The sequence below is a fragment of the Nitrospira lenta genome, from assembly GCF_900403705.1.
GTDB classification, from domain to species: Bacteria; Nitrospirota; Nitrospiria; order Nitrospirales; family Nitrospiraceae; genus Nitrospira_D; species Nitrospira_D lenta.
The window spans coordinates 988,757-1,009,014 of the sequence record NZ_OUNR01000001.1 but is presented as its reverse complement, the minus strand read 5'-3'; the positions used below and the strand labels follow the sequence as shown (position 1 = coordinate 1,009,014).

At 51.4% G+C, this 20,258-nt stretch carries 11 protein-coding genes; 8 read left to right on the top strand and 3 right to left on the bottom strand.

Features of this window, described 5'->3' with window-relative positions; all coding sequences use genetic code 11:
• Positions 1-112: 112 nt before the first annotated feature.
• From NITLEN_RS04800 to NITLEN_RS04790, 3 genes are read right to left on the bottom strand one after another with little or no spacing between them, the layout of a single operon-like run.
• Entirely contained in the window at positions 113-2,695 is a 2,583-nt protein-coding gene (locus tag NITLEN_RS04800) for a hypothetical protein (RefSeq protein WP_121988418.1), read from the bottom strand.
• A complete protein-coding gene (locus NITLEN_RS04795; RefSeq protein ID WP_146216100.1) occupies positions 2,677-3,453 on the bottom strand; it encodes a hypothetical protein in 777 nt (258 codons plus the stop codon). Before NITLEN_RS04795 ends, NITLEN_RS04800 begins: the two co-directional genes overlap by 19 nt.
• 20 nt (positions 3,454-3,473) lie before the next feature.
• Positions 3,474-4,319, bottom strand: coding sequence for a ParB/RepB/Spo0J family partition protein (locus NITLEN_RS04790; RefSeq protein ID WP_121988416.1), 846 nt, complete (start codon positions 4,317-4,319; stop codon positions 3,474-3,476).
• Between the two features lie 654 nt (positions 4,320-4,973).
• Here NITLEN_RS04790 and NITLEN_RS04785 point away from each other — a divergent pair.
• The 8 genes from NITLEN_RS04785 to NITLEN_RS04750 all read left to right on the top strand — a co-directional run bounded on the left by NITLEN_RS04785 (position 4,974) and on the right by NITLEN_RS04750 (position 20,066).
• The gene (locus tag NITLEN_RS04785) at positions 4,974-5,684 is read left to right on the top strand and encodes a hypothetical protein (RefSeq protein WP_121988415.1); all 711 of its coding nucleotides are present in this window, start codon (positions 4,974-4,976) and stop codon (positions 5,682-5,684) included.
• Positions 5,685-5,973: 289 nt separating this feature from the next.
• Complete coding sequence (locus NITLEN_RS04780; protein WP_121988414.1) at positions 5,974-8,841, top strand: SNF2-related protein; 2,868 nt, start codon at positions 5,974-5,976, stop codon at positions 8,839-8,841.
• A gap of 14 nt (positions 8,842-8,855) precedes the next feature.
• Entirely contained in the window at positions 8,856-10,136 is a 1,281-nt protein-coding gene (locus NITLEN_RS04775; RefSeq protein WP_121988413.1) for a DUF2130 domain-containing protein, read from the top strand.
• 33 nt (positions 10,137-10,169) lie between these two features.
• Complete coding sequence (locus NITLEN_RS04770; protein ID WP_181416634.1) at positions 10,170-12,038, top strand: ATP-binding protein; 1,869 nt, start codon at positions 10,170-10,172, stop codon at positions 12,036-12,038.
• A 380-nt stretch (positions 12,039-12,418) separates the two neighbouring features.
• Positions 12,419-13,450, top strand: a complete 1,032-nt coding sequence (locus tag NITLEN_RS04765) for an AAA family ATPase (RefSeq protein ID WP_121988411.1) — start codon at positions 12,419-12,421, stop codon at positions 13,448-13,450.
• A complete protein-coding gene (locus NITLEN_RS04760; RefSeq protein ID WP_121988410.1) occupies positions 13,422-15,752 on the top strand; it encodes a S8 family peptidase in 2,331 nt (776 codons plus the stop codon). The genes NITLEN_RS04765 and NITLEN_RS04760 overlap by 29 nt, the downstream gene beginning before the upstream one ends.
• A 16-nt stretch (positions 15,753-15,768) precedes the next feature.
• Complete coding sequence (locus NITLEN_RS04755) at positions 15,769-17,397, top strand: site-specific DNA-methyltransferase (RefSeq protein WP_121988409.1); 1,629 nt, start codon at positions 15,769-15,771, stop codon at positions 17,395-17,397.
• Positions 17,394-20,066, top strand: coding sequence for a DEAD/DEAH box helicase (locus NITLEN_RS04750; RefSeq protein ID WP_181416633.1), 2,673 nt, complete (start codon positions 17,394-17,396; stop codon positions 20,064-20,066). Before NITLEN_RS04755 ends, NITLEN_RS04750 begins: the two co-directional genes overlap by 4 nt.
• Positions 20,067-20,258: the final 192 nt, after the last annotated feature.

The window sequence follows — 20,258 nt, the reverse complement described above, 5'->3', positions numbered from 1 at the left end:
CTTAGACAAGACCAGACACTTCGAACAGTTCCGAGTGAACGTTTGCCCTGACAATCCAGTTGTCTGGCATAGACCTCAATTATGCTGTCGAGCTGGTCAAGATTTCGGGGATTCATTTCGTGTTTGGAAGATACAGGAGTCTCTTGAAGCGCAGACGAGCAACCATCTCTTCGTGCTGATCTGTCAAGAGATTTAGCGCCTGTCCGATAAAAGCACTTCCGAAAGAGCAGAATGGTTCTCGTCCGGCGCGTTGATGGCCGATATGGCAATCGATAATGTCCTCAGCACAAACGGGAACTTTGGCACTTCTGTTGTAGTGCCTTCCCACATTCAGAGGGGCCTGCCCCAAGTGGTCTGAACCAAAAGATGCGAGATGGTCTCTCTGCCGAGACAAATTGAGAGCGGTCAAAGTCCCGTTATCACACAAGCTTACTAACAATGCGTCACTCGACGTCGCCTTAGCCGCAGGTCGTCCAAAGTACATCTCCAAAATCCGCATGAGGCGCATTCTTCCAGTAGCCAGCTGATGAAGAATATGCTTAACGGTAGGAGGAAGGCCGAGCAATCGGTCTTCTATGTACAGTGCGCTCAGTTTGTCGACGATGGGAATGTAGTCGACATCAGCGACAAAGGCGGCACATGATAGACCTAAATCATTCCGCGGACGGACTCCCAGAATGCCTAACGCGAGCGCGGCGTAAGTTACATATGCATTGTGATGCGCGACGATCTCCTCTGGTCTCTGAGGCGATGAGGTCCTTATAATCTCATTGCCAATGGATTGAATCTCATCCCCCAGTAGGGACTCTCCTAATACCAGTGGAGAGCCAACTCCATATATCCCGCCTAAATCCGGGCGGTGATCGGCCACGTCAACACAATCGCTCCACCATCCAGATGAAGGAAGAAAAGAGCGCACAAGATCGTGCAGCCCCTTGCAACACTGTTGGTACTCGACATGGAAGTGGCTAATGACTAGATGGGTATAGCGAGGTTTCGGTCCCACCCTTGTTAGCTGTCCGCTAATAAAATTGGCAGACACATCGTTCAAACCAAAAGCATGAACAAGCCATCCGCGAAATCCCCGTGAAATGTCGAACAATCTCGGAATCCGAGATGCATCTAGCCCGGCTTCCTTGAGCAGGTCTGGAACTTCCTCGCCCTTGAGTGGTCTTATCTGGCCGGTTTTATCAACATATTGGAGAACGTGAGATCCAGGGTTACTATGACCAACATCATTGTGCCAGCGCAAATAGGCTCTCCATAGGTTCAGCAGAGGTTTCGGGATAGGAAATGGAACCCATGCTGTGGATGCAAGCCATCCGCTTGCTTCCGGCTGCTGAAAAGAAGAACGTAGCTTACTCTGATGGAAAAAGAACCATGCCTTATCTATGTCAAGAAAGAGATTTGCATGTGAAAGGCCAGCTTCTGTCTCAGAGCTTGTGGGGTAATGGGCGATCAGGGCTTCCTCAAGGTCACGAGCATCACGACCGGAGAACAGTGGTGTAAGCAAAGCGAGAATTGGCGCCCCAAATTTGGAAATGTCCAATGCTCGCAATTCTTCAACCGTCTTGTAGAGATCCACAATCGCCTCAAGGCTTAGGCATTTGGAGTCCCACCAGAATTCATATTGGTGCAGAATGTAGCGGGACACATAATTGTGTGGGAGGTGAGGAGGCCGACGGAGAAGCGGATGTTCTTCAGTGGAAGATATCAATTCGATGACCGTCTCGTCAGGATCTTCCTTCCTACCATCTGCGGCATCAGCACTCGGCGTCACATCGGCGTCCAGTGGACTCGATATAGCTACTGTTCTAATTGGGAGTATCTCAGCTCCTAAATTTTGTGATGCCAGCGTCGATGTGGGTGAATCGTCGATGAGGGTCGATGTCTCCTCTGACGATGGTGTAACATCAGGATACCGTCTATGGCTCACCTTCAGTTTATAGAAAAGTCGCCATAGACGTTGACAATGGTCATTCGCTATCAACGGCAGAGCCCGTATCAGTCCTCTCCTGTGAGGAGCAGCGATATAACCGTTACGGAAGTGTTCAAGGTGTTCTTCAAAATAGTCTGGTGTGATTAGCGAAGAAGGTTCAATCCGAATCTGACCATGGGGAAAGTGGACGAAGAACAGCCGCGCGCTTGTTGTATACCTACGTAGCGTCTCAATTTCTGACGTAGTTTTCTGAACCTCGCGAAGCCCTTCGTGAAGCTTTCTGCCCCACATTTCATACAATTGGCAAGGCGTTGCATTTTTGCCGGTCGCGTGGAAGGCACCCACGTGAAAGGCAAACAAAGGTGCGCTCTCCATGTGAGGGCGCCAATCGAACACCCCCTTGTCTAATTCGATCTCGGCATACTGCCGTAGACCCTTAAATACCTTGCTTAGGATAGCTAGGACCATATCCTTGAGAGATGTCTCCTCCTCCTTGATGAGGAGAGGAGTCCAGTAATGCAACACTGGTTCAGCGTGCAGGATGCCGCGCAGATCCTCTGGGGCATCCAGAATCGAGAAGAATGCATTAGTCCATTGAATTACATCGTCCAATGAGCAACCGGTAATGTGCTGTGGTAAGTGGGAAAGAATGATACGGAGAGGCAGGCAATCCTCGTAGTGAAGGATTGCAGTTGCCGGCGTAGCCGCCCTGCCAAGAAACCGGATAACATCAGGGCTTAGAACGTAGTCACCCATGTGTCACCTTGACGCACCTGGTTAAATTCACACTCTTGCTGAACTGTCATCCAGTTTCGGCACATTCTCGCGACTACTTGACCCTTGGCAATTCTTAGTAGGATAAGACCACGGCTTATACCGGTTGCCAGACACTTAGGACAGTTTTCCAACTTGCCATCTGATCCGTATCCTGCTCGAACAAACTCCTTGGTCTGAAGCGTGCGCAATTTAAAGGATGCGAGTTCTTCCGCGGATAACAAAACACGGATTCCACACTCTTTACATGAAACATATCCGCCTCGTTTCTCTGCCAGAAGCGAAGCATAATTTTTGGGTACTCTGAGCACAGCGTACTTGTTCTCCGGGTAACACAAAGGGCATGTTTGCTTTGCATCCACTCGCTTGTCCCTCATAACGATGGGACGCGATGCCTGATTGGCTGTTGAAATCATCTGACATAACGCTTTTGCGATTGTCCGATCCAATTGGGAGAGTTTCCCCGCTTGATCTCCGGATAGATCTTCTTCTGTCAGCACGATTAACGGCACATCTGTCTCCGGGTAATCGTGCATGAAAGAAAAGGACACATGATTGCTCAGAAGTTCGAGCGGCTCTTTTCCTGGGCTCTCTCGTGCAATGAGAGGCAAGCGAATCAAAAGCATGTGGAAAGCACGCAGTCTTTCACGGATACGAGCCAGTTGATCCGCGGGCAGGGTGAAGCAATCCTTGCCCACTATTATTGGAGTTGATCCAGGTTTTATAGAAAAGAACTTCATATCGTGCCCATTCAAGACCGTTAAAAAAGCCGATCGCTGAAATCTTTGTTGTTGGCCAGTAAGGACAACGTCACCTCGCAGGCGAGAACCAATGCCTGCCGGGCGGTATCCGGGCGACTGAGCTTCTTGATCTTGGCCAGGCCTGATTGAACACTAGTTTGCAGTGATTCCGGCAAACTATCGTCTTGTTCTGATGACACCTTCACATAATGAGTTAAGGCATTAATCGCATCGCTGATTTCCGTTGGTTTAGGGTTGCCTTTCGGTGTAGTCGATGCAGCAGCCGTTCTTTTGACAATCCTGTTCCATGCCTTCTCATCGTGGTACAAATCGAAAACCTGCTCGGAGATCTCCCGGCCGCGGATCATGTCATCAAGGAGTTCGATCGGGAGGCCCTTTCGGGTTTGGCTCGCCTTCTGTATCTCTGCATCGATGACGCGTTTGGCAGCAAACCAATCAGATTTATTGACCCCGGCCAGGCTCCAGGGCTCTTTTATCGGTTTCTCTTCTAAGAGATTCTTCCGGACCGTATGAATGACACGCATGCCCTTGGGCAGTTTCCGAGTGAGAGTGTTGACGAACGTGTTGTCGATAGTGGTGGCGGTCATTGCCTCGACATCGGTGGTTGCTTCATCAATCACAATGGGAACGTCCTTAATCCCAGCCTTTACCGCAGCGAAATACCGGTGTTTCCCGTCAAGAATGGAGTAATCACGTGTGACTAAGAGAGGATGGTTCAGACGAAAGCCCTCTCGTCGCATGCTTTCTGTCAGTTGTTCGATCATCTTCATGTCCAGATCCGTCAGCAGGTTGCTGGGGTGAATTTTGAGCGAGGCAAGAGGAATCATTTTCATTTGTGGCTTCATAGATTTTCCCTTTCCTTTTTGCGATGCCGGTTGACTTTGGTGAAATAAATTGAGTGCTGAGCCTTTCCCGGGTGGGGCATAGAAAACAAGCGGAGGTCCTTGCACATGAAGCCAACGAGCAGCTCTTCGCCGACCAATGCTCGGCCTTGGTTATGGCGAACCTCATAGCTCTGAAGGGCAAGAGGTTGCACAACACGGCAAATCGATAAGACGAGCAGAAAGTACGGGAAAACCGGCAGGGACAGTGCGAAGGATGTTGGAAAGGTTTTCACGACACACCACCACGTTTCCGAGCACGAGGATCCGCGCTCAGCGTGAATGGCGTGTTAGGCGCCACCTTCACGTTCAGCCACCCGCGTACGGTGTGGCTAAAGCTGAAGGAGGTGAAGCCCCGATAGGCTGGGCTTCAAGAGGTGGTGAAGCTAGAGGCTAGTTGCCTCTTGATAAACACTCACCGTCGAGTCCAATTATAATGGCTGAATATTGATTATGTCAAATCTTATTATTCTGTATTCATGTGATATTATCATTTATAGCGTCTGATAACTATTTGCGAGTTCGAGTTGATGCGTAAATCGGATTGGCAATTATTCTGCCAAGAAACTGTTGAAGGTCCTTACGAACGCCTCGTGAGAACTTCTGAAGGAAATGTGAATGAAACTTGACGCGACTGAATTTATCGAAGGACTCGATATCTTAAAGCAGCTCCACAATAAGCTGACTCCAGACGTTATCATTAGAGATGTGATGGGTTACCCATGTTATCTCAAAGACATAATGGGGCCCTCGGCTGATGATCCTCCGTCACCGCCGATACTCTCAGAAGCCGACGAATTATTTACAATAGACATCTTCTTAGGCACATATAATTCAGCCAACCGGTCGATCAAGCTATTTTCAGAGAACATCCAAAGGGCTGCCCGACTACTGGACTGCGAAGAAGAAGATCTTGAGTATGTAGTCCGTTACCACGAACACGCACATGCGCTTATTCATCTCGGTGTGACTGAAGCGGACAGATGGGAAGGTCTTAAAAACGGAAGATTTGCTGCATCGCGGCTGAAACGCCTGACCACAATATACAACCAGATTGACCCCTTCCTTCACGAACACCTCGCTCAGTTGGTCACTTACCAAGTTCTCAAGAAGCTCTCTGAAGATTCAGAAGATCGTATTGTATGCAAAGCCGCTGGCCGAATGCTTGATATCTTCAATAACCTGATGCGACGACAGCCGCGTGAGTATCGAGTTGAACCGTATTTAGAAGTACCGCTTGAGCGATTACGAGGAACCATTCAGTTAATTAAAAAGGAGGAGCTTGCTGGAAAAGTAGAAGCATGGAGAGAGATCATGTCTTGGAAGTGAAGTTTCTAAGCGAGGGACGCCTGACCGATATCCAGAATATACAGCCAAGCCGTGCGTATCGATTCATCAAACTATCAGAACTGACGCATTTGAACTGATGGGGCGGTTCAGCAAGGAAACCAGGCAGATCAATGGCTTATATGGGCCCATCAGCATGCAGATCGGCTTGATCCACTGACGCCGAATAATTCTCTAATTGCGCCAACTTTGAATTCCTTACCTCCTAAGCTGTGGTGATTTCTCACGGGGAAAGGGGTATTCTGCGGCGGCTAATAGGCATTCCTTAACAATGGGTTCTGAATTGACGGACCTTACTCCCTACCACGCCAAGTATTTCGCCCACGAACTCACGAAACGTTGTCCATCCGATAGCATCGAAAAGCTCGCAAGCGCGCTCGTAGATGCACAAGTCGATCTCAATCCCCATCAGATCGAAGCTGCGCTATTTGCCTTCCGATCGCCTCTCTCGAAAGGCGCCCTTCTCGCAGACGAAGTTGGTCTGGGTAAGACTATCGAAGCTGGTCTCGTGCTGTCACAGAAGTGGGCGGAGCGAAAACGGCGCATCCTGGTCATTACTCCGTCCAACCTCCGCAAGCAGTGGCATCAGGAACTTCTGGAGAAGTTCTTTCTGCCCTGTTCCATTCTTGAGACGAAGCCCTACAACGATACGGTCCGCCAAGGTCATGTCCGGCCGTTCGAGTGCGACGACATCATCATCTGCTCCTACCAGTTTGCCCGTACCAAGGCTGCGGAGATCAGCCTCATACGCTGGGACCTCGTGGTGATCGACGAAGCCCACCGCTTACGGAACGTGTATAAGCCGACGAATGTCATTGCCAACACCATCAAGCACGCCCTCAAGGACGCACCGAAGCTGCTCCTTACTGCTACGCCACTGCAGAATTCGTTGCTCGAACTGTATGGGCTGGTCAGTGTGGTGGATGACCGCATCTTCGGCGACCTCAAGAGCTTCAAAGAGCAGTTTGCGAACCTGCACAACCAAGCCACGTTCGAAACCCTGAAAGCCCGTCTGCAGCCGCTCTGCAAGCGCACGCTTCGCCGCCAAGTCTTGCCGTATGTGCGCTACACCAAGCGCTTACCGATGATGCAGCCCTTTACGCCGGCTGAAAATGAAGATCGGCTCTATCATTTAGTGTCCGACTATCTCCGTCGCGACAACCTGCAAGCGCTCCCATCAAGCCAGCGATCCCTGATGACGCTCGTCCTCCGCAAGTTGTTGGCCTCGTCTTCGTTTGCAATCGCCGGAGCGCTGGACTCAATGAGCTCGCGTCTCCGTGAACGTCTTCGACTCGCCGATGGGCCAAACCCGCTTGAGGAAGCCCTGGAGGAGGACTTTGAGACACTCGATGAGCTGGCGGAGGAGTGGGACGAGGAAGAAGCCGCCTCGAAAGTGCTCACTGAGGCGGACCGCAAAGCCATCCAACAGGAAATTGACGACCTCGAAAGCTTCCGCAAGCTGGCGGTGTCGATTACTCATAATGCAAAGGGGCAAGCGCTCCTCACCGCCCTGCGCACGGCCTTTGGCAAAGCAGAACAATTAGGTGCGGCACAAAAGGCCATCATCTTTACTGAATCACGTCGTACCCAGGAATATCTCCTCCGAGTCCTGGCCGATAGCCCCTGGAAAGACCACATCGTTCTCTTTAACGGCTCGAACAACGACCCCCGCTCAAAGGAAATCTACCAAGATTGGCTTCAGCGCCATCAAGGGACAGATCGAATTACCGGGTCACGTTCAGCCGACCTGCGCTCTGCGATCGTGGATTACTTCAAGGAGCAGGGCCAGATCATGATCGCCACAGAAGCAGGATCAGAAGGAATTAATCTCCAATTCTGCTCGCTCGTCGTGAACTATGATCTCCCCTGGAATCCCCAGCGGATCGAGCAGCGCATCGGCCGCTGCCACCGGTACGGGCAAAAGCACGATGTCGTCGTGGTGAACTTCCTCAATCAGAACAACGAAGCCGATCAGCACGTCTTTCGGCTACTCTCTGAGAAATTCCTGTTGTTTGAAGGCGTCTTTGGGGCCAGCGACGAAGTGCTGGGCGCAATTGAGTCCGGCGTGGATTTCGAAAAGCGGATTAACGACATCTATCAACGGTGCCGTACCCCACAGGAGATCAAGACCTCCTTCGACCAATTGCAAAGTGAGCTTGGCACCCAGATCGACGAGGCTATGACTCGTGCCCGCCAGCTGCTATTTGAACACTTTGATGATGAGGTGCGAGAAAAACTGCGCGTGAGCGACGAGAGCTCACGGCTGTATTTGAATCGATATGAGCGCATCCTGATGCAACTCACGCGCTTTGAGCTGCGCGATCATGCCGACTTCCTTTCGGACACCTCGTTCCGGCTTCATGCCTGTCCTTTCAAAGGAGAGATCCCGCTTGGGCTCTATGAACTGCCTCGTCGAACCCGGGAAGCCCATCTCTATCGCTTGGCACATCCACTGGCAGAGCATGTGCTGGAGCAGGCAAAGAACCGCCAGCTCGATCCGGCAGAACTGACGTTCGAATATGGCAAACACGATGGCAAAGTCAGTGTGGTGGAGCCGCTTATTGGCAAGTCCGGAGTCCTGACCCTCTCTTTGTTCACCGTAGAAGCGTTGGATCAAGCTGAAGACTATCTCATTTCAACGGGGATGACCGACAGCGGCGAAGTGTTGGACGAGGAAGCCGTTCGGCGCCTGTTCTCCCTGCCTGCCACAGTCGCGCAGCCGGAGAGCTCCGTGGTTGAGCCTCCAACGCTCAGTAAGCGGACGGAAGAACGTCAGGACACTATTCGGCGGCACATCTCGCAGCGCAATGCCGAATTCTTCGAGATCGAAGCCGACAAGCTGGACGCCTGGGCCGATGACTTGAAGGTAGGGCTAGAGCGAGAGATCAAGGAGTTCGATCGGCAGATCAAGGAAGCCAGGAAAGCCGCCGTGGCAGCGCTCACTCTGGAAGAGAAGCTCGCCGGTCAAAAGCAGATCAAGGCGATCGAATCCGAACGAGGCAAGCGCCGCAGGGCGTTGTTTGATGCCCAAGATGAGATCGATCGTCGTCGCGGACAGCTCATCTCAGAAATTGAGGGCAAGTTGCAACAAAAGGTAGGCTCCCAGCAACTATTTTCAGTTCGCTGGCAGGTACGGTAAGGACGAGGACGGCTATGAGCGAACCAACCATCATCTGTCCCAACTGTAAGACCGAGATCAAACTCACGGAGTCTCTCGCAGCTCCATTGATCGAATCCACACGCCGCGAATACCAGAAGCAACTGGCTCAGAAAGATGCCGATGTTGCGAAACGCGATGCTGCTTTGCGCGAGCGGGAGGAAGCACTTTCCAGGGCACAGCAGACAATCGATGATCAGGTGGCAGAAAAGCTCAAGCTGGAACGAGGCAAGATTTCGGTTGAAGAAGGGAAGAAAGCGAAGCTGGTTCTTCAGACAGATATTGACCAAAAGACGCAGGCTCTTGCCGATCTCCAAGAAGTTATCATTCAGCAGAACGTCAAATTGACCGAGGCGCAAAAAGCGCAAGCCGATCTTCTTCGCAAACAACGCGAGCTCGACGACGCCAAGCGTGAATTGGAGCTGACAGTTGAAAAGCGGGTCCAAGAGGGACTCGCGACCACCCGAGAACAGGCGAAGAAAGAAGCCGAGGAAGGGCTGAAGCTCAAGGTTATGGAAGCGGAGCAAACGATCTCTTCCATGCAGAAGCAGATCGAGGAGCTGAAGCGAAAGGCCGAGCAGGGTTCGCAGCAGCTTCAAGGGGAAGTTCAGGAATTAGAACTAGAAGCTCTCTTACGGGCAAAGTTTCCACGGGATACCATCGAGCCCGTTCCCAAAGGTGAGCATGGCGGTGATGCCCTTCAGCATGTTGTCGGACCGAACGGACAACCTTGCGGGACGATCATCTGGGAGTCGAAGCGAACCAAGAACTGGAGCGACGGCTGGCTGGCTAAGCTTCGCGAAGACCAGCGGGCGGCCAAAGCAGAGATTGCCGTGATCGTGAGCCAATCGCTCCCCAAAGAAATAGAAACATTCGGGTTAGTCGAGAACGTCTGGGTCACGCATACCAAAACGGTACTTCCTGTCGCCCTCACGCTCCGCCACACGCTCATCGAAGTCGCCTCAGCCCGTCAAGCGTCCGAGGGGCAGCAGACGAAAACGGAAATGGTCTATCAATACCTGACCGGACCTCGCTTCCGTCATCGGGTCGAGGCAATTGTCGAGGCGTTCTCCTCCATGCAGGAGGATCTCGATAAAGAGAAGAAGGCCATCATCAAGCAATGGGCGAAGCGAGAAGAGCAGATTGATCGGGTCATGCAAGCGACAGCGGGGATGTACGGAGATTTGCAGGGGATTGCAGGAAAAACGATTCAAGAGATAGAGGGGCTGGAGCTTCCTGCTTTGAACCCACCGGGAAATAATATCACACCACTGTGAATACACTCTGACCGGACGACAAAAGAGGTCTATGTGCGCCTAGTTCAGCTGAGATTGTCCCATTTCCGTGGCTATAAGGAAGAAACCTCGGTAGACCTCGATGATCTCGTCGTGCTCATTGGCAAGAATGACTCAGGGAAGTCGTCATTGCTGGATGCTATGAATATCTTCTTGAATGATCTTGTGCCTGAGCAAGACGACCGCTGTGTTCATGCAACCGATCAGAAGGTAGACATCACCTGTGTGTTTGATGATCTCCCCAGCCAGATTGTAATTGATGAGCAATACCCAACAGATTTGGCGAGCGAATATCTATTGGATCAGAGCGGTCGGTTTGTGGCGAAGAAGGTTTTTACATGCACTGGAACAGGTAAGGTAAAAGCCGCGACTGTCTATGCCCTTGCGTATCATCCAACCGCTGACAAGTATGACGATCTGCTAACTCTCACCAATGCCAAGTTGAAGCAGCGAGCGAAAGACCTCAGTGTTGATCTGAAAACTGTGAATCAGACCATCAATACTTCCCTCCGAAGGGCCATCTGGAACCATGCTGCCGATTTGGAGCGTCAACAGATTGAGATTGAGTTAAAGTCAGAGGCTGCAGAAAGGATCTGGGAGCAGTTGAGAAAGCATTTCCCAGTCTTCGCTTTATTTAAATCTGACAGGCCAAGTACAGACCAAGATTCTGAGGCGCAGGATCCGTTGAAATTAGCCATCAAAGAAGCCATCAAATCGCAAGAGGATACACTCAACATCATTGCGCAGCGCGTCAAGCAGGAAGTGCAAAGCATAGCCAACAAGACGGTTGAAAAGATTGCCGAGATGAACCCTGAATTGGCAAGGGAATTAACCCCCAGGGTCACAAACAAGAATTGGGATAGCCTCTTTTCGGTCAGCCTAACCGGAGACAACGACATTCCGATCAATAAACGTGGCAGTGGCACTCGCAGGCTTGTACTCCTAAATTTCTTTCGCGCACAGGCAGAAAAGGATGCGGAGGGCAAAGCCAGCAATATCATCTATGCCATAGAAGAGCCTGAAACAAGTCAGCATCCACACAACCAGAGACTGCTTGTCGATGCAATTCAAGATCTAGCAAGTAATGACGGTTGCCAAGTGATCTTGACCACGCATACCCCAGTCTTAGCTCGGAGCTTTCCCCAGAGTTCCCTTCGTTTTGTGACGCAGAGAAATGGCTGGCCTGATATCCACAGTGGGCATGATGAGGGGACCCTTACCGAGATTACTGCGTCACTTGGAGTTTTACCTGATCACGGTATTAAGGCATTTTGGGGTGTTGAAGGCAGGCATGACATCACGTTTCTTAAAGAAATATCTCGAATCCTCAATCAGGCAGGCGAATCAGTGCCTGATTTGGAAGAAGCGGAGGAAGATGGAAGGTTGGTCTTTGTACCATTGGGAGGAAGTAACCTCGACCTCTGGGTATCCAGACTTAAGGGCTTCAACAGGCCTGAGTTTTACCTGATGGATAGAGATACGGAACCGCCAGCCTCCCCCAAATATCAACCAATCGCGACACAGCTAAGCCAGCGGAGTAACTGCACCGCCTGGATAACAAAGAAAAGAGAAATTGAGAATTACATCCATCCAGATGTGATTAAGGCAGAGTGCCCTTCGTATTCTGGTGCCGGTCACGCGTTTGAGGATGTGCCTGTACTTTTAGCCAAAGCCCTACACGAAGCGAGCGACACAACTCAGACGTGGGCTGATCTCCAGGCCAATCAAGAAAAGTTGGGGAAAAAGGTTTCGAATGCCAAACGGCGACTGTGCGGTCACTTTACCCTTAAAATGACACCTCAATATCTCACTCAGATTGATCCAGACAATGAAGTGCGACTATGGTTGCAGACGCTTGGACAGGCACTCAGCGCGACGGAATAGGCAAAGCGAATGGCAAAGACTAAGCTCGAACTCACCTGGTTTGGGTAGGAGAACCGGCCGAAGCTGGAGCCGAGCATCCTACTGGAGGACCACGAGAAGTCTTACAATGCCCCGCATCGGCTGACTGGCCATGACCTATGCGACAACCGGCTCGCTTCAAGGTGCACGCGAGGTCGAGCACCCGGTCAACGAGATTGAGGGAAGGCTAGAACAAAAGGTGAGTTCGCAGCGGTTATTTTTCAGTTCGAAGGCAGGTACAGTGAGAACCCTGGGTGAACACAGGGAAAGACGAACTCACCGCAAGGGACGGTCAACTTTCTCTACCACGGTTCTTTGAGAGGTAGTAAACTACGCCTCCATACTTATCGGAGAGTCCTCTCATGGCTAGTGGCAAGATATTAAGGCAGTTGATAAAGGCAGGGGCTAATGGAGATACCGCTGCTTTTCGTCAGGCATCTGAAGCCATTATTCAGGAAGAGCGTGAAAAACAGCATCATCTCCTTGCGAATGACCTTGAGCGCATCCTTTATGGAGATACCTTTCAGCCTCAGCCATTACGACATGGCTTAAAGGAGCACATCCCCATCGATCAAGAGCGCGGGCTGCCTTTGCTAATTGTACGGGAGCCCGCGCGCCGAATGGATGAAGTGGTGCTTACGCCAGAGGCAAAACAGGTTGTGGAAGATGTATTGGAGCAGCATAACCGGGGAGATGTTTTAAGAAGTTATGGCATGCGCCCTTCCGACCGCTTACTCTTCTGTGGGCCTCCCGGCTGTGGAAAGACCGTTACTGCTGAAGTAATTGCTACGGAACTGGACCGCCCATTAGCACTCATTCGACTGGACAGCGTGGTGTCCTCCTACCTGGGAGAAACCGCTGCTAACCTACGAAAAGTCTTTGATTTTATTGAAAGCATCTCAACGGTTGCACTGTTTGATGAATTTGACGCTTTGGGGAAAGAGCGTGCCGATGCTAGTGAGCATGGCGAACTCAAGCGTGTGGTTAATGCCGTGCTTCAAATGCTTGATGCTTACCAAGGCAAGAGTTTAATCATTGCTGCAACGAATCACGAAGGAATTCTGGATTCGGCTATTTGGCGACGATTTGAAGAGGTTGTTGTATTTCCACCGCCAAGTGGAAAGGAGACTGTCGAGCTTCTTGGGCTGAAATCACGTGGAGTCCGTCGCGATTTTGAAGCAAACGACAAGAAAGTACTGACTCTATTTAAGGGCAGATCCCATGCCGACATTGAACGTATTTTGCGCAGAGCCATTAAAGAGATGATTCTTAAAGGCCAAGAGTTTCTATCGATCGGACATCTTAAACGAGCACACGAACGCGAAATCCCAAGAGATACACGGCTGAAGATGGGGAAGAGCAAGAATGCCCGCTTATCCGCATCTGAAGATTGATCGAGAACAGCCGGTTAATGAGAAACGCCCAGTCGGACGCGTTATCACGCGACCACCAGAAAACATTCCCGCACATGCACGCCGACTCCACGCAAGCCTTGAGCGTGCCCGTGAATCTGCCACTCAGAGCCTTGGTGGATTTGACGATCGATTATTGTTCAAACTCCAAATTGGGAGTTTTGCTCCAGATCAACTTGAAAGGATCAATGGGGTTGAGGTTATCAGTCAAGAGGACGGTGGCTATGCGTTGGCATTCGCGAATATTGAAGCATTGGAGACCTTTGAAGCACGACTTGCGACACTGGAGCGAGGCCGCCAGATAACGCGAAAGGAAATATTTTTTGCACTTCAGGCTTTTGAGAATTGGACTGAAGAAGATCGTAAGGGCTGGGCGCTTCAGCATGAAGGATTGCCAGCAAGAGACAATTTCATGCTTGATGTCGAGCTATGGCCCATTCGCACAAACACCTCTAGAAGGGAAATGATCAATCACTTTAATTTTTGGTTGGGTCAGGAGGGCATAGAAAATCTAGATAGTATCAATGTCGATAGCCTTGTGTTGTATCGAGTTCGAGCAAGCCAGGAACAAGCGTTGCGCTTGTTGCACCATCGAGACGTCCGCACGGTTGATCTGCCTCCAAGATTTCAGTTAGAGATTGAGGCGCTACAGTTCGATATCCAACAAGTGGGGAATATCCCTGCCCCGCCTGCAAACGCACCATTCATTGCTGTTCTAGATAGTGGAGTTGCATCGGGGCACCCAATGATCAGAATGGCAATGGCAGATGCACAAGGCTTTCTGCCTCCGGATCGTTCTGCCGATGATGATCAAGGCCACGGTACACATGTTGCCGGAATTGCTCTCTATGGTGATGTTGAGGAATGTTTCGAATCGCGGTCGTTTGAACCACAGCTACGACTTCTTTCTGGTCGCATTCTAGATGCTCAGGCAGAAGGCAATCCACGCTTGATCGAAAATCTAGTGGAAGAAGCGGTTCGCTATTTTCATGAGCAGTACCGCTGCCGCATTTTCAATCTCTCCTATGGTGATGTAAATAAACCTTATACCGGTGGTCGTGTGAAGTGGTTGGCCTACACACTGGATCGACTCTCTCGCGAATTAGATGTTCTGTTTGTGATTCCAACCGGCAACTTTAACGATGTTCCTTCAGATTGGCTACGCTCCGAGTACCCGGAATATCTACTCAGAGATGATGCTTCTCTAATTGATCCGGCTCCTGCCCTGAATGCGTTAACCGTCGGAAGTATAGCCCGCTGGGATCAGACGGCAAATTCATCGCGTTGGCCACATGACCCACGAGAGCGTCCTATCGCTCAACGAGATCAACCATCTCCATTTACCCGGTGTGGAGCATCCGCCAAAGGTGCAATCAAGCCCGATCTTGTGAGCTATGGAGGGAACTGGGCATTGCATTTGGTAACGGGGCATCGTGTAACTCAGCGGTTGGGGGAGCTATCGACATCAAGAGCATTTCTGACCGATGGCCGATTGCTTTCCGATGCTAGCGGTACTAGCTACGCAGCACCCCATGTCGCGCATCTAGCTGCTCGAACACTTGGAGAATTGCCGGCCAACAGTAGCATAAATTTAGTCAGGGCAGTGCTGGTCGCCAACGCCAAGATTCCTCCGGCCTCCGCGGTGCTTTTCGATAAAGATGAGGAGCGCCTGAGCCGAACTGTTGGCTATGGCATGGTCAATCCCTCAAGTCTTTACCGTTCCACGGAGGAGGAATTAATTCTGATTGCCGAGGAGGCTCTTGCTGACAAGCGTCATCATTTCTATGAATTGCCAATACCCGATGGCTTTCTAAACGGGACGCCGCGATCAAGGCGGCGCCAATTGACTGTTGCCCTCGCATACTGCCCTCCAGTGAAAACGACGCGAGTGGATTATAAGGCTGTCCGAATGGATTTTAGAGTGGTCAAGGCAGAATCGCTTGCTGCGGTCGTCAAAATGTTCAATCGAGCCACATCCCGAGATGAATATGAGCGGATGAGCGAATGGGGAAGCAATAAGTGGGCGTATGGGGCGAGTATCCGTTCAAAAGGCACTGTCCAATCGGCGACGTGGACACTTAGGAAAAGACTGTCTGGGCAGCTTTTTGTAGTAGTGACACGTAACGATTATGGCTGGGTAGGGGACAACTCTATCGATGAGCGGTATGCATTGGCTATCCGAATGAGCGACCGAGAGAACCAGGAAGCCCGCCTTTATACTCAAATTAATACCATGCTCCAGGTTCGCCAGAGAGAACGTGTTCGAGTGAGAACACGCACGTGATTGGTCTCATTAGACAATGACAAGAAAACCAAAACTCGAACTCACCTGGATTGGGAAAGAGAACCGGCCGAAGCTGGAGCCGCGCATCCTGCTGGAGGACCGCGAGAAGTCCTACCACGCGTCGCATCGGGTCACCGATCACGACCTATTCGACAACCGGCTCATCTTCGGCGACAACCTCCTTGCCTTGAAGGCCCTTGAACAGGAGTTCACCGGCAAGGTCAAGTGCATTTACATCGATCCGCCCTATAACACGGGCAGCGCATTCGAGCATTATGACGATGGTTTGGAGCACTCTATTTGGCTTTCGTTGATGTATGACCGACTAGATCTTTTGCGCAATCTGTTAAGAAGCGATGGTTCAATTTGGATGACGATCGACGACAACGAGTGCCACTACCTTCGTGTGCTATGTGATGAAGTCTTTGGTAGGAGAAACTTTGTTGCGAATATCGTTTGGCAAAAAGCCTACACTTCCAACCAAACCGCCAAGCATTTGTCTAATACGCATGATCATGTCCTGGTCTACGCAAAGGAGATCGATACCTTCACTGTAAGAAAGCTCCCACGCACACAGGAGCAAATCCAAAAGTTCAGCAATTCTGACAATGATCCGCGAGGTTCCTGGAAAGCTGAGAATTTATCAGCTGGGAAATTTTATTCAGCTGGCCAATTCGCCATAAAAGGCCCAACAGGTCAGGAGTTTTTCCCGCCAAAGGGACGCTATTGGCGGTGCAATGAAGCTCAATATCTAACTTGGCTTGCAGACAAACGAATTACTTTTGGACGTAGTGGTGAAGGGCGTCCCATGCTGAAAAAGTTTCTCTCAGAAATGGAAGACGGCCTCACGGCAAACACCTGGTGGACACATGAGGAGACAGGAAGCAACAAGGAAGCAAGCATTGATCTAAAAGCAATGTTCGGCGACAAATCAGATGTGTTTCAAACTCCGAAGCCTGAAAAACTACTCCGCCGAATTTTAACATTGGCGACTGATCCAGAAGATTTGGTTCTCGACTCTTTCGCCGGCTCCGGCACCACGGGCGCGGTGGCTCATAAGATGGGGCGGCGCTGGATTATGGTTGAATTAGGCGAGCACTGCCAGACGCACATTATTCCTCGGATCAAGAAGGTCATTGATGGTGAGGACAAGGGCGGTATTACCGAGGCTGTTGGGTGGAACGGCGGTGGCGGATTCCGATACTACCATCTGGCACCATCGTTACTTGAGAAAGACAAGTGGGGTAACTGGGTTGTCAACAAAGCCTACAATCCGGCCATGCTGGCTCAGGCGGTTTGTAAGCTGGAAGGTTTCATCTACGCGCCAAGTGATGCCATCTATTGGCAGCAGGGACATTCCACTGAGCGGGATTTCATCTACGTCACGACTCAGAACCTGAGCCATGATCAGTTGCAGGCATTGAGCGATGAAGTTGGCGAAGAGCGGTCGCTCCTCGTGCTATGTCCTGCTTTCCGAGGCAAGCCCGATAAATATCCCAATCTTACGATTAAGAAGATTCCCAAGACCGTGCTCACCCGCTGTGAATGGGGCCATGACGATTACAGTCTGAAGATTGAGAACTTGCCCAAAGCTCCGATTCCGCCTGGCCAAATGGAAATGCTTGGCGAAGAGGCGAAATCATGAATCGACATGTCAACGCGATTGCTGGACGATTAAGCCTGCGCCATCCGCAACGGCACTCACTGGAAATTCTCGACCGCCTCACAGAGATAGTGCCTCCTAAGAAGGGAGCGGACATTGCTGCCTCGCTGGCAGCAATCAAGAGCGAATTCCCAACCGTTACCGACTTTGAACGCGAGTTTCCATCTCTCTGTTTTGCCCTTGCCACTGGCGTCGGCAAGACAAGGCTCATGGGGGCCTTCATCAGCTACCTGCATCTTGCGCATGGCATCAACCACTTCTTTGTCCTGGCGCCGAACCTGACCATCTACAACAAGCTGATTACTGACTTTACTCCGAACACTCCGAAGTATGTTTTTACCGGGATCGCTGAGTTTGCGACCGAGCCACCGACTATTATCACGGGAGACAACTACGAGTCCGGTGTCGCGGCTCGACTTACGTCCTTGCCTGGGTTTGGGCAAGAGGTCCACATCAACATCTTCAATATCTCGAAGATCAACTCGGAAGTCCGAGGCGGGAAAGCGCCACGGATTAAGCGCCTGTCTGAGTACATTGGCCAGAGTTACTTCGAGTATTTGGCGGGTCTCGACGATCTCGTCCTCCTTATGGACGAATCCCACCGCTATCGGGCGTCGGCTGGTGTGCGGGCCATTAACGAACTCAAGCCAGTGCTTGGGTTAGAGCTCACCGCTACTCCGTTTGTGGAGTCCCCCAAAGGCCCGGTGCCATTTAAGAACGTGATCTATGACTACTCGCTGGCCAAAGCGATGGCCGATGGCTTTGTCAAAGAACCGGCGGTGGTCACGCAGAAGAATTTCAACCCGAGTCAGTTCAATGCCGCTCAACTGGAGCAGATCAAGCTGGAAGATGGCGTGCGCCTTCACGAGAACACAAAAGTTGAACTAGAAACCTACGCGAGACAGACGGGGCAGCGAGTGGTGAAGCCCTTTATGCTCATTATTGCCCGCGACATAACTCACGCTGGTCACTTGATGCAACAGTTTCAATCGCTTTTTGAGGGCAGGTACAAGAACAGGGTCATTCAGGTCGACTCCAGCAAGACCGGCGCAGAAGAAGACGAGATGGTTCAGCACCTCCTCGCCGTCGAAAGTCCGGACGAGCCGACCGAGATCGTGATTCACGTGAATATGTTGAAGGAAGGGTGGGATGTCACGAATCTCTACACGATTGTCCCGCTGCGAGCCGCTAACGCGAGAACCCTTATCGAGCAATCTATTGGCCGCGGTCTCCGGCTTCCCTATGGCAAGCGCACTGGGGTGAGTACCGTGGACCGCCTGAACATCGTGGCCCACGACCGGTTCCAGGAAATCATCGATGAAGCCAACAAGCCGGACTCCATGATCCGCCTGACGCAGGTGATTCTCGATCCGGCGACAGATTTGCAGAAGATGCGAACAGTGGTCGCGCAATCAAAGATTGAGGAACAGTTGCACGGGGCCTCCCTCACTGGCCCTGCTGGTGGGCCGCCGCAAGCCACGCCTATTTTTTCAGGCGAGGTGGAGCGAGGGATCGCGCAGGCGGTGTATAAGGTCATTCAGAAATACGAGAACCTGCCGTCTTCGAATGACCTCTTAAAGCCAGAGATTCAGGCACAGATTGTTGAAGAGGTGAAACAATCCGTCACGCCAAGTCAGCAGGCCCTACCGGGCATGGCCGCGGTCCCGAGCATTGCAGAGGTTGTCGCTAAAACGGCGCAACTGGTAGTGCGGCAATCGATCGATATTCCAAGGATTCTTGTCGTGCCACGGGGTGAAACGACCACCGGCTTTCATGCCTTTACCTTGGACTGTTCAAACATCCATTACCAGCCGGTCGAGCGGGACCTGCTGATCCAGCACCTTCGTACCCATGAGCAGGAGACTTTGACTTATGGCGGACGGATGCAGCCAGAGCAGCGGCTTGAAGATTATCTAGTCCGAGGACTCGTTGATTTCGATGACATCAGCTACGACGAGCACTCCGATTTGCTGTATGACCTCGCCGGTCAATTGGTCAGACACCTTCGCTCATATCTCTCAGAAGAGGATGCGAGAAACGTACTCATCTACCATCAGAAACAGCTCGCCGCTTTCGTTCATGCTCAGATGCAGGAACATCATTGGGAGAAGGCGACGGGTTACGATGTCGTAGTGAGTAAGGGGTTCACTGACCTGAAGCCCAGTGCCTATACAGCGAGAAATGGAGAACCAGTGCAGGATTTTCGTCAGACCGTCGAGGATCGGAGCCGGATTTCGCAGATGCTCTTTGGTGGATTTCAGCGAGGCCTCTATTCCGTCCAGAAGTTTGACTCCGACACCGAACGACGTTTGGCCATTATCCTAGATCGAGACTCACAGAAGTGGTTCCGTCCGTCCTCAGGACAATTTCAGATTTCCTACAAGCAAGGTGTTTCGCAGCACGACTACCAACCTGATTTTGTTGCCGAGACATCGGACTGCATTTACATGCTCGAGCCCAAAGCAAAGAACGAGATGACCTCACCGGATGTGCTTGCCAAGAAGGAGGCCGCGGTCACCTGGTGCACCCGCGCCACGACTCACGCCCTGAGCAACGGCGGCAAGCCTTGGAAGTATGTACTCCTCCCACACGACATGGTCGACCAGAACATGACCCTGTCAGGATTGGCATCGCAGTTTGCTGTGAGCTGAGGGCATATGAATCTCGATTTTGTCATGGCTGTCTCCGCAAAGAGCTGGACCCAAGCGTGTGCATACTGCGGAGTGGAGTTATCAGACGGACAGGAGAACGTCGAGGTTAAACCAAAGTGGCAGACTGTTGACGGAAGCTCGTTCCTCTTTCGTCGGGTGTGACATCAGCACTGCCACACGCAGTATTGGGAT

Bases quoted from the DNA above. Each gene is read 5' to 3' on its own strand.
- NITLEN_RS04790 (WP_121988416.1), bottom strand. From the start codon at position 4,319: ATGAAGCCACAAATGAAAATGATTCCTCTTGCCTCGCTCAAAATTCAC.
- NITLEN_RS04755 (WP_121988409.1), top strand. From the start codon at position 15,769: ATGACAAGAAAACCAAAACTCGAACTCACCTGGATTGGGAAAGAGAAC.
- NITLEN_RS04760 (WP_121988410.1), top strand. From the start codon at position 13,422: ATGCCCGCTTATCCGCATCTGAAGATTGATCGAGAACAGCCGGTTAAT.
- NITLEN_RS04750 (WP_181416633.1), top strand. From the start codon at position 17,394: ATGAATCGACATGTCAACGCGATTGCTGGACGATTAAGCCTGCGCCAT.
- NITLEN_RS04800 (WP_121988418.1), bottom strand. From the start codon at position 2,695: ATGGGTGACTACGTTCTAAGCCCTGATGTTATCCGGTTTCTTGGCAGG.
- NITLEN_RS04780 (WP_121988414.1), top strand. From the start codon at position 5,974: ATGGGTTCTGAATTGACGGACCTTACTCCCTACCACGCCAAGTATTTC.
- NITLEN_RS04785 (WP_121988415.1), top strand. From the start codon at position 4,974: ATGAAACTTGACGCGACTGAATTTATCGAAGGACTCGATATCTTAAAG.
- NITLEN_RS04765 (WP_121988411.1), top strand. From the start codon at position 12,419: ATGGCTAGTGGCAAGATATTAAGGCAGTTGATAAAGGCAGGGGCTAAT.
- NITLEN_RS04795 (WP_146216100.1), bottom strand. From the start codon at position 3,453: ATGAAGTTCTTTTCTATAAAACCTGGATCAACTCCAATAATAGTGGGC.
- NITLEN_RS04775 (WP_121988413.1), top strand. From the start codon at position 8,856: ATGAGCGAACCAACCATCATCTGTCCCAACTGTAAGACCGAGATCAAA.